Origin of the sequence: Cellvibrio mixtus subsp. mixtus J3-8, assembly GCF_000766945.1 — a bacterium.
Taxonomy (GTDB): domain Bacteria; phylum Pseudomonadota; class Gammaproteobacteria; order Pseudomonadales; family Cellvibrionaceae; genus Cellvibrio; species Cellvibrio mixtus_A.
In genome coordinates, this window is the sequence record NZ_KN266211.1 from 172,747 (window position 1) to 187,394 (window position 14,648).

Genomic DNA, 14,648 nt, shown 5'->3' on the forward strand with positions numbered 1-14,648 from the left:
TTCTTATCGCGGGCTTTTTCGGGATTGAAATGCAGGAAAGCGGGTCAGGTCACTTTCCTGGTCATACTGGATTGATCGTTAATTGAAATGTCGCGAGATGCCAAATGAAACGACACGGGCATCGCGATCATAACTATCCAACACCAGATTTAATTGCCAGGGGCTATCGGCAAAGGTGTAATTCATACCGGCTCCCACCGCCAATTGGGTGGAGGTTTGTGCCCGTTGGCCAATGCGGCGATCTGAGGCTTTGGTAGCAATCGCGGAAACCCCCGCTTTGATAAACACATCTACATTGGTGCCACCCCAGAGCACATAGCCTGCCATCAATGAGGGAATCTTATATTCAACCGCTGCATCCGGAATTGCCTCGGTCAAACGCGGGTTAAGGTTGCTCAGGGATGCTTCGCCGGCATCCGCATACTTAAGTTCCCAAAACCAGTGTGGGGTGAGGTATTGACCGAGGTATATCCCGGCACCGTTGCTGGAGGTGTCATCCACGCCCCAGCCATTGACCCGACCTTCGGGTGCCAGGCGAGAAATGCCAAAACCTGCTCCGACATACCAGCAACTGCCGATGTCATAACCATTCGCACCACAGTCTGCGGTGGCAGCTTGCGTAGCCGGCACGCTGCACAACCCACCCGCGACCATCACCACCGCAGTGCGGCCGTGGCGGGTTGCGCGTTTTTTGGCCAGGGCAAATAATCCCAACAGGGATAACAACCAGATATTCATTGAACCTCCCCCTTCTACTGCTGTTTTCAGATCACCGGCGTTCTGTTCGCTATCCGGAATGCCATCGTTGTTAAAGTCGCCGTTTTCCAGGCTATCCGGGAAACCGTCGTTATCGCTATCAAGGTCAAGGTAATCGGGAGTGCCATCGCCGTCGGTATCGCGGATTGATGGTGGTGTTCCCGCCGTGCCACCGGCAACAAGCGCATCCACACTGTCTGCAATACCGTCGCGATCCAGGTCGATAAACACATCAATGCGACCGTCGTTGTTGGTATCCAGTGCGCGTGCTACACCGGCTTCAACCAAGTCCCAAATACCGTCACCGTCACTGTCCAGATCCTGGAAGTCAGGCGTGCCGTCGCGGTCAGTGTCGAGTGCGCGTTGCAGCAGGTCGATGGCATCGTGCAAGCCGTTACGGTCGCTATCGATAACATTATCGATACGTCCATCGCGGTTTGTGTCGGTCAGGAAGCGCAGGCCGCTTTCGATAATGTCCGGAATGCCATCGTTATCGCTGTCCAGGTCCAGGCGGTCAGGAATGCCGTCGCCATCGCTATCGCGGTCCGGTCCGGTATCGGTCGGGGAATTGAAGCCATTCTCAACCCAGTCCGGAATACCATCATTATCATCGTCCCGATCCACAGCGTCGGGGATGCCATCGCCATCGCTGTCGAGGCTGCCGCCAAAGGCGCCGATGTCGTAATCAATCACGTCCGGGATGCCATCGCCATCTACATCGGTGATGTCATCGATACGCCCATCGCTGTTTTGATCGAAGTGGCCGAGGCCTGCATCTACCACATCGAAGATGCCATCGCTATTGCTATCCAGGTCCAGGTAATCCGGAGTGCCATTGTTGTTGCGGTCACGGGGTGTTGTGGTGATTGCGCCGCCATCGGCCATACCATCACCGTTTTCATCGGGCAGGCCGGCTTCAACCACGTCGTAAATGCCATCGTTGTCGCTATCGAGATCCAGATAGTCAGGCGTGCCATCACCATCGCTATCGCGTGGTTTGGCGGCGTCATCGATACCGTCACCGTCAGCATCGGTTCCGCCGGTCTGGTCGACATCAAACGCATCGTCGATACCATCGCCGTCGCTGTCAGTACCGGACGCACCGGCCTCAACACCGTCGGCAATGCCGTCGTTGTCACTGTCCCGGTCGAGATAATTGGGCACCCCATCGCCATCGTTATCGCGCGGTTCAAACGCATCATCGATACCGTTGTTGTTTTTGTCCGCGCCGCCGGTCTGGTCAACGTCGAGGAAATCGTCGATACCATCGCCGTCACTGTCAATGCCGCTCAGCGGGATCATGTCCGCTTCAATGCGATCCGGTACACCGTCACCATCGCTATCAGGATCGCGGTAATCCGGTATGCCATCCCCGTCGGTATCACGCGCCGATTCCAGATAATCCGGAATGCCGTCGTTATCGCTGTCGTTATCGATGTAATCCGCAAGCCCGTCGCCGTCGCTGTCGCCGTTACCTTCAAGTGCATCGGCCAAACCATCGTTATCGCTGTCCAGATCCAGGTAATCGGGGATGCCGTCGCCGTCGCTATCGCGATTGCTCGCGCGGCCTTCGTCTTTATCGGAAATGCCGTCGTTATCGTTGTCGGTATCTTTGTAATCCGGGATGCCGTCGCCATCCAGATCCGCAAAGTCAGTAGCATCCTGCGGATTGGTTTTCTCGACCAGGGTTTCAATATAATCGGGTACCCCATCGCCATCGCTGTCTTTGTAGGAGTTGCGATTTTTGGGATCAGTGCCTTCCGCGATTTCGATATAGTCAGGCACGCCGTCACCATCGCTATCGAGGAAACCCTCATTGCTTTCCGGATCGGAGCCCTGGGCTTTTTCCACATAGTCAGGCACGCCATCGCCATCGCTGTCCCTTACCGATTTCGGGTCCAGTGGATCTGTGTTATCCAGATTCACTTCCACATAATCCGGTACGCCATCACCGTCACTGTCTTTGTAAGATGCAGGGTCAGCCGGGTTGGTACCCTCGCGCGCCTCTACATAGTCGGGCACGCCGTCGCCATCGGTATCAAGGAAACTGCGCTTGTTTTTCGGATCGGTCCCCTGGGCTTTTTCCACATGGTCAGGCACACCGTCGCCGTCGCTATCCTGTGCAGAGGCAGGATCATTGGGGTTGGTTTTATCCACATTCACTTCCACGTAATCCGGCACACCGTCACTATCGCTGTCTTTGTAGGACTTTGGATTGGCCGGGTCGGTACCGTCACGGACTTCTACATAGTCAGGTACGCCGTCGCCATCGGAATCCTTGAAGGATTGTGGATTGGCCGGGTCAGTACCGTCGCGGGTTTCGACGTAATCCGGCACCCCATCGCCGTCGCTATCTTTGAACGATGCGGGATTGGCCGGGTCGGTACCGTCGCGGATTTCTACATAGTCAGGTACACCATCGCCGTCGCTGTCTTTGAACGATGCGGGATTGGCCGGGTCGGTACCGTTGCGGATTTCTACATAGTCAGGTACGCCGTCGCCGTCGCTATCTTTGAACGATGTGGGATTGGCCGGATCGGTACCATCGCGGATTTCTGTATAGTCAGGTACGCCGTCCCCGTCGGAATCCTTGAGGGATTGTGGATTGGCCGGGTCAGTGCCATCGCGGGTTTCGACGTAATCCGGTACACCATCGCCGTCGCTGTCTTTGAACGATGTGGGATTGGCCGGATCAGTACCGTTGCGGACTTCTACAAAGTCGGGTACGCCGTCGCCATCGGAATCCTTGAATGATTTGGGATTAGCCGGGTTGGTGCCGTCGCGCGCTTCGATGTAGTCAGGAACGCCGTCGCCGTCGGAGTCTTCAGCAATGGTTGGATCTGTGCCATTCACAACCTCAACGTAATCGGGAGTGCCATCACCGTCGCTGTCCTTGTAAGAAGATGGATTGTTTGGATCAGTACCATCCTGCGTTTCTACGTAATCAGGTACACCGTCGCCGTCCGTATCGGTAAATGCGGTTGGGTCGGTTGGATCAGTACCATCAGTTTTTTCCTGGCCGTCCGGTACACCGTCGCCATCGGTATCGGCTTTGGTCGGGTCAGTGCCATCCAGGGTTTCGATATAGTCGGGAATACCGTCGCCATCGGTGTCCTTAAAGGACGTCGGATCAGTTGGATCGGTACCATCATGGGTTTCAACGTAATCGGGAATGCCGTCGTTGTCGGTATCCTTGAAGGAGGTTGGATCGTTGGGGTCAGTGCCATCACGTGTTTCTACATAATCCGGTACACCGTCGCCGTCGGTATCTTTGAACGATGTCGGATCGGCGGGATCGGTGCCGTCAGTCGTTTCAACATCATCAGGAACACCATCGCTATCCGTATCCTGGATCACCAGGATGCTGAATGGACCGCGCACAGCCGTGAGGCCACCGGAGTCGGTTACCCGGATACTGATGTTTGCAAATGTACCGGCATCGCTGCCAGCGGGAGTGCCTGACAATGTACCTGTTGTGGTATCGAAACTTGCCCATGACGGCATATTGGTAATACTGAACGTGTGGGTATCGCCCAGGTCGCCATCAGTGATGGTCGGTATGTAGGAGTAAGCTGTACCGGCCACAACCGAGGTGGGTGGGCTGTTGCTAAAGGCGGGCGCCTGGTCATTGACATTAGTGAAGTAAATTATGCCGGCGCTGGGGGTGGTTGTGTTGGTGCCATCCGATGCAACCAGGTCGTAAGACGGAGCGGATTCACTGCCATCATGCACAAACGCCACGCGTCCGAGGTTGATGTCATCCTGTGTGAAGCTGGTAATGGCAACGGCCGGTGCACTGACAAATGCAAAGCGACCATGGGTGACATTGCTCACCGTGAGGGTAATGAGGTCACCTTCCGGATCGGCGTAACTGATGTTTTCGTTACTTAATGCAATGGAGTCGCCTTCCACCAACGTAATAGTGTTGGCTGCTTCCAGGGGCGCACCGGAATAATTGCCGCGATCCGGGTGCGGGCCTACATGGACATAGAAATCGTTGGATGAGCTAAGGCCGTCCGGATCTTCCACAAACAACGATAAATTACGATCACCCTCTTCACGCAACGCGAACGTATCGCGGTAAGTCAATGCACGTACCAATGCTTGCAGTGCATCGATACTGGTCGGGCCGGTGAAATTGATTTGTAATGCGCGGCCCTGGCCATTCAAGGTCGGGTGTACCGTTCCGATTGCAACGCCTTCATAGGAAATCGTATTGCCAACGCGGTTGATTTCACCTGTGCCATCACCCACCGCATCAACGCCCAGTACTTCAAGCTGGCCATCGGTAAAGGTAACGTTGAATTTCAACTTGCCGCCCTGGAAATCGGTGGTATTGGCATCAGTGACAAGTGCATCCTGGTTGGCATCAACCCGCACAGGGATCGTGCCAGTGTAATTCACACTATCGGCTTCAAGATTGTGGATACGCGGCGCGTTTGGATCAGGAACAATAAAGGTAATACCGAGATAATTATTACTTCTGTTGCCGTTGCTATCGCGCACTTCAAAGGTAATCGGATAGCTACCCGGGTCCAGCCCGGTGCCCATCGCACCCGGTGTAAATAGATATTGATCCGGTGTCGGTTCAGTCAATGCGCCCTGGATACTGCCCAGGCTCTGCGTATCAATTGCCGAACCGGTGATGGAAAATGAATAGCTGGATCCTTTATCAACGATGACGTTGCGGGTTCTGGGAACCCCAACAGGATTGGAAAAGGTAACTTGCGCTTTATTGACCAGGTTAAAAATCAAATCCACATGGGTTTTTGATTTTACCTGCCCGTTTTCATCAACATCCTCCGCAACAATACCGGCACTGTAGAGACCGTCTGCAAGGGAGCCCGAGCCCACCCAGGTAATCACCCCGGTATTGGGATTAATCGCAAGCCCGACCGGGTTAGTTGATGCCCCGCCGCCCAGCTCATCAAGGTTCGCCAGGCGATAGCGCAGTTTGTCAGAATTAGGGTCGCGCGAACTTAATTGGTAAGTCCAATCAGTCAGCACTGTCACTCCATCTGTTTTCAGCTTGGGCACATCCATAATGATCGGCAGATCAATTTTGGGCGCAAGGTTGCCGTCGCTGATATTAATACTGGTCTGGATTTTCCAGGCGCCGTTAGCGTTGTTCACCAGGTTACTAATACGGGCGCTGCTGCCGAACGCCACGTTATAGGTTGTGTTTGAATTCAAATTCAGCGCGTGGAAAACTTCAGTGCGCAATACATACGAAGAGTCAGACCAGTTAGTACCGTTGACCCATACGTAATCACTGGAGCCGATTTTCGTGAAGGTTAATGATGGCGATGTCTGGAATGAAACGGCGCTGTCGAAGCCACCCCATGCAGTATTGATCGTCAACACCACATCGTTCCTGCCGCCATTGCCATCAATGTCTTTGGTTTGCCAGGTTAAGGAGCCGCCGCGAAAGTGCGATGCCCAGGCGCTAGCCGGCGCCAGCGTGGCGACCAGCATAAAGCCCGCTGCCGCCATGGAAAATAAATTGCGAATACCGTTTGATCTCATAACTGGGAAATTCCTGAACATAAAATCAATGATTATTGGGTGACGACGCGATATTTGAGCTGGATGTTCCAATCGCTACCCACGTCTGCGGGATTACTCCAGGTAAAGCAGTAATTGCTCACCGCCTCACTGGTGAACTCATCGCTCAATGCGTTGATGTTGTCTTTTTTAATTTTGAAAGCGATGGAATTGCCGGGGTGGTAATGAACATCGAAATTCACGGCGTGTTGCGATGAAAAACTGAACTCAACTTTTTTCCCAGCGCCAAATTCTATGCAGCGCTCCATAAAATAATTTTGCACTCCAACCATGGGGACGCTTTGTTGTTGCCATTCATTGGCATGCACTGTTGAGGTTGCACTGAGTAATGTGAGGAAATAAAAAAAACGCGGCGGAAAAAAACGGAATCTTGTTGTCATAGCCAGTACCGAACCTGTTCAAAAAATAAAGTCCGTTCAAAGCTGGCTAGGCGCTACAAAAACGAAGACGAGCTTTTCCCGGTAAAAACACGGCAAAACCATGCCGCGGGCAGACGAATAGTTCATCTGCCCCGCGAGTATAGTCAGGGGTTTTGGCGGGATTTATTGCGTTTTCTTTCGATTTCTTGCGTTACCTTGCGCAATCTTGCATTTTCTTGCGGTGTGTAAAAATGGTTGCTTTTTTATAAAATTTGGCAGGGAAATTTTATAAAACAGAGGGAAGGTAAATCGTAAAAATAGAGCCGCCAACGGGATTGGGGTGATAAGTTAATTGACCGTTGTGAAGTGTAACTATTGTCTGTACCAGCGATAGGCCTAATCCGATACCGGATACACCGCGCAACGCAGTAGCATTGTCAGCGCGATAAAATTTATCAAAAATTTTTGTAGCGGCGTCCGCCGGGATTCCAATCCCGTTATCCACTATTGCAATCGCCGTCATATTGTTTTCAGTTGTGACATTCACCTGGATGAGCCCTCCCGCCGGCGAATATTTAATCGCATTGTCGAGCAAATTCAAAATCGCAATGCCGAGCCAATGTGGATCGGCATACAGGGTTTCGTAGGCATCCTGCAAATTCAGTTTTAATGAATGTGGCGGTTCCACTGCACGCAATTCACGCAATTGCGCCAGAAATAAATCCATGGTTATCCATTGGTGTTGCAACTGGATGCCTTTGTCCAATAAACGATCTTCCGCCAGGGCGTTATCAATAAGGCTATTGAGTCGGGATAATCCCAGGTTAGCGCGCAGGAAGCGCGGTGCTAGTTCAGGGTTTGATTCTGCGGTTTGTAATTCGATATTGGCTATGGCTGAACTGACGACAGCCAGGGGCGTGCGCAATTCGTGTGCGACCATACTGAACAGATCGCGATGCAAACGCGTTTTTTCCTGTTCAATCAAATAGGCTTTTTCCTGTGCGCGCACGCGCAACATTACGACCAACGCCACAAATGGAATTTGCAGCATCGACATAATCGCCCACACATGGGTAGTCCAGAACGTCATCGGCAGCAAGGAAAAATTACGTGCGATTTGCAAAAACAAGGTCAGGACTTGCGGTAAAAATAAAATCAGCATCAAGAGTGCGGGAATGAGCCGGTGTTTGATCATCAGTAAGGTCAAAACGAACATTGAACCCAGAACGAGAATGGCACCAACCCCTGACATGAGTGGCGAGGGAAATCCTAATAAGCTGGCCAGTGCGCCAGTTCCGCTCAGCGTGGCAACTCCCCAGCAGAAAATGGTGAACCGGGGGTAGTAGGGTTTCGGTTGCAGAAAGACGAGATACAAACTTACACCGGATAACCCTGCTGCAAAGGCGCTGAAGCTGAGCATCCTGTCCGGCCATTGGGTGTTATCCGGGTACAGCAGAAACTGATCGAAACCATTGACTGTAAAGTGCGATAGCCCGTTGCAGAACAAAAAGGCGGCCATCACGAAATAGAACGGTTCTTTGAACCAGCCGCCGCCAATCAGGCAAATCACTATAGCGGTGAGCGTCAACCCGAAGAGGACACCATAAAGGGTATTTTCTTGTGCGGCGGCGTTGATGTAAGCCTCTGGTTTCCACAGGGTCATGCCGAGTGTGAGCGTACTGGATGTCCGGACTTGCACGTAATAATACGCACTATGTTCGCTGGACAGCTCCAGCGGTATCAAAAATTGCCGGGAACGCATCACCCGCTCTGTATTTGGAACATGGTCACCGGTGCGTATTTCCTGGTAACTGCCATCTGCCCGAGGGACATAGACTTTTACTGAATCAAGGAATGTCGGCGCGATTTGCAACCACCAGGTTCCTGCTTGTTCGGGCCTTATTTCCAGTTTCCAGCGAAACCATTGTTCACATGCGGTATAACCAAAAGAGAATTTTTTGTTATGAGATTTGTCATTGGTCTTATAAGAGGGCTGGCCTAGACGTAAAACGTCCTCTAGAATTAGCGGATGTTTGGCGCAATTTTCAACAATGTGTTCTGCGTAAGGAAGGATATTAATCGATGAGGTAGCTGGCGCGCCTTGGGCGTGAGCGGAACAGATGCTGAGAAATGTGGCTAAAAAAATGCCCACAATACTGTAAGCAAGGTTTCCGAGTATGGTTGTGCCTCGTGTTCTCGTTGTTGAAGACAATCCTGATTTACGCATAGAAATCGTTGATTACCTGAAGTTTTGTAATTTTGAAGTGGGTAGCGCGGGCGGCGTACAGGAAATGGCGCAAGCTCTGCGTAACGAATCATGGAACATATTGTTGCTTGATCTCACTCTGCCTGATGGCGATGGACTTGATGCCGCCCGTGAATTGCGCAAACAGTATGGCTTAAAGTTGGGTATTGTCATGGTCACTGCACGTGGTCATGTGGAGGATCGTATCGAAGGCATTACTGCCGGTGCCGATGCCTACCTGATTAAACCTATTAACCTTAAAGAACTGCGGGCGACTATCGGCCACCTGCAATTGCGTCTGGCGCAGCACCTGCCAGCCCAGTCGCTGGCTGCCTGGCAACTTGATCAACAGTCACTTGAGCTGATTTGTCCGAACCTGGCGCGCATCTCCCTGACCGTTACCGAATCATCACTGTTAAAAGCCTTGCTTGAACAACAAGGGCAGCCCATCACCCGGGATGCGTTGTGCGACTGCCTGCCCCCGGGTAGCGGTCAGGACGATACGCGCAGGCTCGATAGCATATTGAGCCGGTTGCGCAGTAAGGCAAAAAAGGAAGCTGGTGTAAACCTTCCCATCCATACCTTGCGCAATAAGGGTTATACCTTTGCTGGCAATCGCCGGGCGGGGGATTGATCTGCCAATGCCCTGATCAGCGAGCCCAACAAGTTTCACCAATCATAAAAAAACCCCGTAATACCGAGTATTACGGGGTTTTTTACTGCTCCCGGAGGAGCAGTTCACTGTATTACACGCTGTAGTACAGTTCGAACTCTACCGGGTGCGGAGTCATGTTAACGCGTTGGATTTCTTCTTTCTTCAATGCAATGTAAGCATCGATGAAGTCTTTGGAGAATACACCGCCAGCCAACAGGAAGTCGTGGTCTGCTTCCAGGTTAGCCAATGCTTCTTCCAGAGACGCACACACTTGTGGAATCAGCGCTTCTTCTTCCGGCTCCAGATCGTACAGGTCTTTGGTTGCTGGCTCGCCTGGATGGATCTTGTTCTGAACACCATCGATACCCGCCATCAACAATGCCGCGAAGCACAGGTATGGGTTAGCCGTTGGGTCCGGGAAACGAGTTTCGATACGCTTGGCTTTTTCGCCAACAGTGTAAGGAATACGGATAGACGCTGAACGGTTACGTGCAGAGTAAGCCAGCATTACTGGCGCTTCGAAGCCTGGAACCAAACGCTTGTAAGAGTTGGTAGACGCATTACAGAAAGCGTTCAGTGCTTTAGCGTGCTTGATGATACCGCCAACATAGTACAGGGCAGTTTCAGACAAACCAGCGTAAGCGTCGCCAGCGAATTGGTTTTTGCCGTTTTTAGAGAAAGACTGGTGAACGTGCATACCTGAACCGTTATCACCGATCAAAGGCTTCGGCATAAAGGTAGCGGTTTTACCGTATTGGTGGGCAACGTTGTGTACGCAGTACTTGAGGATCTGTACTTCGTCCGCTTTCTTAACCAGGGTGTTAGCGCCTACGCCGATTTCACACTGGCCGGCGTTAGCAACTTCGTGGTGATGGATTTCGATTTCCAGGCCCATTGCTTCCATCGCGTTACACATAGCGCCACGGATGTCGTGCAGTGAGTCGATTGGAGCAACCGGGAAGTAACCGCCTTTTACGCGTGGAGCGTGGCCGTGTTTACCTTCGATGTCGTCACCTGATTGCCATGCAGCTTCTTCAGATTTGATCTTGTAGAAAGCGCCGCCCATACCTGAGTGGAAATGAACGCTGTCGAAGATGAAGAATTCTGGCTCTGGACCAAACAATGCTACGTCGCCCAGGCCAGTTGATTTCAGGTATTCTTCAGCGCGCAGGCCGATAGAGCGTGGGTCGCGGTCGTAACCTTGCATGGTTGCAGGTTCAACAATGTTACAACGAACGTTGATGGTCGCTTCGTCGTAGAAAGGGTCCAGAACAGCCGTTGAATCGTCTGGCATCAGGATCATGTCTGAGTCGTTAATGCCTTTCCAGCCACCGATAGAAGAACCGTCGAACATCTTGCCATCAACGAAGAAGCTATCGTTAACAACGCTTGATGGGAAAGTCACGTGTTGCTCTTTACCTTTGAAATCGGTGAAGCGCAAATCAATCCAGCGAGCTTCGTGTTCTTTGATCAGGTCTAAAGTCTTAGACATTGAATGCCTCCAAGTTGTAATAGCCCGAAGGCTACGGATTATGAAAAATTGTTGTGCGGTCGATAAACAACCCGAAGGGCGATTTACCTGGAAATTTTCCCCACTTCATCCGGGCTCGCGACTCATTTCGGTGAGCAGGGCAAGACTAGGGTGTCAGAAAAGGGGCAAAATATATGCCATTTAAAATAAATAGCAACAAGCCTTTAAAAATAAGGCTTTTCAGCAATAAGGAGCATTGGTTTTTAATGTGGTTGCACCAAATAAATGCATTGAATTCTGGTTGTGCACCTTTTTGATTCATTTGTTGGCGCCTTAAGACAGCCTTATTTGCCTCCCGGAAACGCGAGCGCTAGTTTGCCAGTTGCGTGCTCCAATTTGCATCATTTTTTATGGCTATAGCCCTCTTTCCCATGGAACTCCTCCAGCCCTTATCCCCATGATTGGTTTTTAGCGCGCGACCTATAGTGAATATCTATAGGAATCCGTTCGAGTGGCGCGCCAAATCGCTGTAGCCTGCGCCGCGCGGCTATAACGGCGCAATAAAAACAGACAATAGCAATAAAAAATCGAAGGCGAAAAAAATGCACATGACGACTACAGAAATATTCCTGATCGCGATGGTGATCATCTTTACGATTCCCTATCTGATCTGGCGCCTGGGGCGAACAGACTACTGGGCACCATTGGTGGTCGTACAAATTATTATGGGGATCGTCCTTGGCCCAGGCGTTTTGGGTAACGCATTTCCCGAATACTACACCTTTGTTTTCAACCCGGACGTCATCAAGTCCCTCAACGGTATCGCCTGGTGGGCTGTGATGATCTTTGTGTGGATCGCGGGTATCGAACTCGACCTGAAAAAGGCATGGGAATATAAGCGTGAAAGTGGAATCACCGCCGGATTGGCATTGGGTACGCCGCTACTGTTTGGCTGCGCTGCCGCCGTCGTGCTGATGTCATTTAGCGATGGCTGGATGGGGCCAAAAGGCATGACATGGCAATTTATCCTTGGGGTAGGGATGGCGTGTGCGGTTACTGCCCTGCCTATTTTGATTTTGCTCATGGAGAAGCTTGAGATCCTGCGTCAGCCTATCGGCCAACGTATCTTGCGTTATGCGAGCCTGGACGATATCGCAATCTGGGGTGTATTGGCGCTGATCCTGCTGGATTGGGAGCGTGTTGGTCGCCAGGGGATGTTCCTGGTAGGGTTTGCGGCGGCAAGCTACGCGTTTCGCAAGCTCATGGTTGCTATCCCGGAGAAAGACCGTTGGTATTCAGGTTTTATCTGGCTGGCGTTGTGCGGATTGGCCGCTGACTGGGCCGGTTTGCACTTTATGGTGGGGGCGTTCCTTGCTGGAGCCGTGATGGATGCGCACTGGTTTAACCAGGAGGATATGGACAAGCTGCGCCACTTCGTATTGATGATCATTATGCCGGTGTTCTTCCTCAGTACCGGCCTGCGCACCAATTGGGAAGTCGGCGGTTCCACAGTATTTATCGCAGCGGCAATCCTGTTGGTTGCCTCGGTCTCGGGCAAGCTGGTGGGCGTTCACGCGGCGGGCAAAATCCTGAAGTGGGAAAAAGGTGAAGCCTCGATCATCGGTTGGCTGTTACAGACCAAGGCGCTGATTATGATCATCTTCGCCAACGTATTGCTCGATAAGCAGATCATCACCAGTGAGACCTTCACCGCACTGCTAATTATGGCGGTCGCCAGTACCATGCTCACCGTACCGGTAGTGTCACCAAAACTGGCGCGGTTGCGCGAAGTGATATTCCGCTCCAGGTGACGTTAACGGGCAGGTTTGCAGCCTGCCCTGTTAATTTGCCAAACCTCTTGTTAGATCCGCCAACCGTTACACCACAAACCTCGCCACCAGGCTATTTAACCCCGACGCCAGCCGCGCCAGTTCCTGGGCGGAGGCGCTGGTCTGGTTGGCACCGGCGGCGGATTGGGTTGAGAAATCGCTGATATTCACAATATTGCGGTCCACCTCCCGCGCCACCGCTGCCTGCTCTTCCGAGGCGCTGGCGATTAATAAGTTGCGCTCGCTGATTTTACCGACTTGTTTATAGATATTTTCAAGGGCGATGCCGGCCTGGTTTGCTATTTCCAGGGCCTGGTGTGCATGTTCAACACTGCCGCGCATCGAATCTACAGTAGCCTGGGTGCCCGCCTGTACCTTTGAAATCATACCCTCTATTTCACGGGTTGATACCTGGGTGCGATGCGCCAATGCGCGAACTTCATCGGCGACAACTGCAAAACCTCGTCCTGCTTCGCCTGCGCGCGCGGCTTCAATCGCGGCGTTAAGTGCAAGCAAATTGGTTTGTTCCGCGATTGCGCGGATAACATCCAGCACTTTACCGATATCTTTGGATTCTTCCGCCAATCCTTCTACTTGCTGTGAAGTCTTCGCAAATACATGGGTCATGTTTTCAATGGTATTCACCGTGTGCTGGACCTTATCGCGGCCCTCATGCGCAAGGCTGGCCGATTGGTTGGAGGCCTCTGCCGTGCCGGTAGCGTTACGGGCAACTTCATCTACCGCGGCGCTCATTTCAGTAATTGCTGACGCGGCTTGCTGTATTTCGTCATTCTGGCTTTGCAGGTTCCGCGATGAATCCTCGGCCACTGCATGCAGTTCTTCGGTAGCCGCTGCCAGTTGGATGGCGGAGTCAGAGATCTGGCTGATCGCGCCGCGCAAACTATGTTGCATCCTCGCAATCGCCGCCAGCAATCGTGCTGGTTCATCTTTGCCTTGCACATCTATCTGCTGCGTTAAATCGCCTGCGGCCACTGTTTCGGTGGCTGCAACAGCGGAAGCGATGGGTCGGGTAATGCTTCGTGTGACGATGATTGCCAATGTAATGGTGATGAGCAAAGACAATAAAATACTGGCTACGACCATCATTTGGCTGTGTGTATAAATTTGGTCGGCTGCTTCAGCGCTTTTTGAGGCGCCCTCATGGTTTATATCGCTCAACTTTTGCAAGAGATCAGCAATTTCCTGGGCCAGGGTGAAATTATCGTTATCGAGGATAACTTTTGCGCTGGCCACATCGCCAGCATTTACGAGGGCAATCATTTTTTCGGTATTGGTAACATATTTGCTGCGTTTCTCCAGGAGTGTGTTGTATATCTCCCTTTCACCAGGCTCCGATATCAGTGCCTCGTAAATGCGTTCTTCGTCTTTTATTTCTTTATCAATGCTAGTTAAAAAAGCTTTGTCTTTGGCGATAGTTTCCGTGCTGGAGGGAAGTAAAATTCGCACTACAAAAATGCGGTAGCGGGTCATGAGGGTATCAAGGCGGTTAGCAGATTCTACCGAGGGTAGCCAATTCCTCGATACCTCAATGACATTTCCCTGGATGGTGTTGAGCTGCGATAACGAAAATACTCCGAGCAATACAATGATTGCGGCTAAAATGCCGAATCCGAATGTTAAACGCGGTCCTAAATTAAAGTTTCTGATAAACATTGGCAGGTAACTCCGCAGGCGTTAAAAGGGTTGCAGCTTGGAATTAGGTATAGCAGCGAATAGTGAATCGGCAATTGGGAACGCCTGGCCCGCG

7 protein-coding genes are annotated in these 14,648 nt (G+C 51.8%); 2 read left to right on the forward strand and 5 right to left on the reverse strand.

All coding sequences use genetic code 11. From position 1 onward, the window contains the following. Positions 1–78: 78 nt before the first annotated feature. From A596_RS16940 to A596_RS16950, 3 genes are all read right to left on the reverse strand, one after another. A complete protein-coding gene (locus tag A596_RS16940; RefSeq protein WP_039916943.1) occupies positions 79–6,282 on the reverse strand; it encodes a putative Ig domain-containing protein in 6,204 nt (2,067 codons plus the stop codon). A gap of 32 nt (positions 6,283–6,314) precedes the next feature. Continuing rightward, positions 6,315–6,701: a hypothetical protein gene (locus tag A596_RS16945; RefSeq protein WP_039916945.1), complete on the reverse strand. Its 387-nt coding sequence runs from the start codon at positions 6,699–6,701 to the stop codon at positions 6,315–6,317. A gap of 265 nt (positions 6,702–6,966) precedes the next feature. Next, positions 6,967–8,907: a sensor histidine kinase gene (locus tag A596_RS16950; RefSeq protein ID WP_084128524.1), complete on the reverse strand. Its 1,941-nt coding sequence runs from the start codon at positions 8,905–8,907 to the stop codon at positions 6,967–6,969. Here A596_RS16950 and A596_RS16955 point away from each other — a divergent pair. Then, entirely contained in the window at positions 8,858–9,559 is a 702-nt protein-coding gene (locus tag A596_RS16955; protein ID WP_039916949.1) for a response regulator transcription factor, read from the forward strand. The genes A596_RS16950 and A596_RS16955 overlap by 50 nt on opposite strands. A gap of 112 nt (positions 9,560–9,671) precedes the next feature. Here the strand turns inward: A596_RS16955 and glnA are convergent, their stop codons facing one another. Further along, a complete protein-coding gene (gene glnA, locus A596_RS16960) occupies positions 9,672–11,072 on the reverse strand; it encodes a type I glutamate--ammonia ligase (protein WP_039916951.1) in 1,401 nt (466 codons plus the stop codon). A 581-nt stretch (positions 11,073–11,653) separates the two neighbouring features. On the opposite strand from glnA, the gene A596_RS16965 reads away from it, so the two are divergent. Next, the gene (locus A596_RS16965; protein ID WP_039916953.1) at positions 11,654–12,862 is read left to right on the forward strand and encodes a cation:proton antiporter; all 1,209 of its coding nucleotides are present in this window, start codon (positions 11,654–11,656) and stop codon (positions 12,860–12,862) included. Between the two features lie 66 nt (positions 12,863–12,928). On the opposite strand, the gene A596_RS16970 is transcribed toward A596_RS16965, so the two are convergent. Continuing rightward, the gene (locus A596_RS16970) at positions 12,929–14,554 is read right to left on the reverse strand and encodes a methyl-accepting chemotaxis protein (protein WP_039916956.1); all 1,626 of its coding nucleotides are present in this window, start codon (positions 14,552–14,554) and stop codon (positions 12,929–12,931) included. Positions 14,555–14,648: the final 94 nt, after the last annotated feature.

What these genes read in the sequence shown, in the direction of transcription:
- glnA (WP_039916951.1), bottom strand. Translation starts at nt 11,072, where the DNA reads ATGTCTAAGACTTTAGACCTGATCAAAGAACACGAAGCTCGCTGGATT.
- A596_RS16970 (WP_039916956.1), bottom strand. Translation starts at nt 14,554, where the DNA reads ATGTTTATCAGAAACTTTAATTTAGGACCGCGTTTAACATTCGGATTC.
- A596_RS16950 (WP_084128524.1), bottom strand. Translation starts at nt 8,907, where the DNA reads ATGCGTAAATCAGGATTGTCTTCAACAACGAGAACACGAGGCACAACC.
- A596_RS16965 (WP_039916953.1), top strand. Translation starts at nt 11,654, where the DNA reads ATGCACATGACGACTACAGAAATATTCCTGATCGCGATGGTGATCATC.
- A596_RS16940 (WP_039916943.1), bottom strand. Translation starts at nt 6,282, where the DNA reads ATGAGATCAAACGGTATTCGCAATTTATTTTCCATGGCGGCAGCGGGC.
- A596_RS16945 (WP_039916945.1), bottom strand. Translation starts at nt 6,701, where the DNA reads ATGACAACAAGATTCCGTTTTTTTCCGCCGCGTTTTTTTTATTTCCTC.
- A596_RS16955 (WP_039916949.1), top strand. Translation starts at nt 8,858, where the DNA reads ATGGTTGTGCCTCGTGTTCTCGTTGTTGAAGACAATCCTGATTTACGC.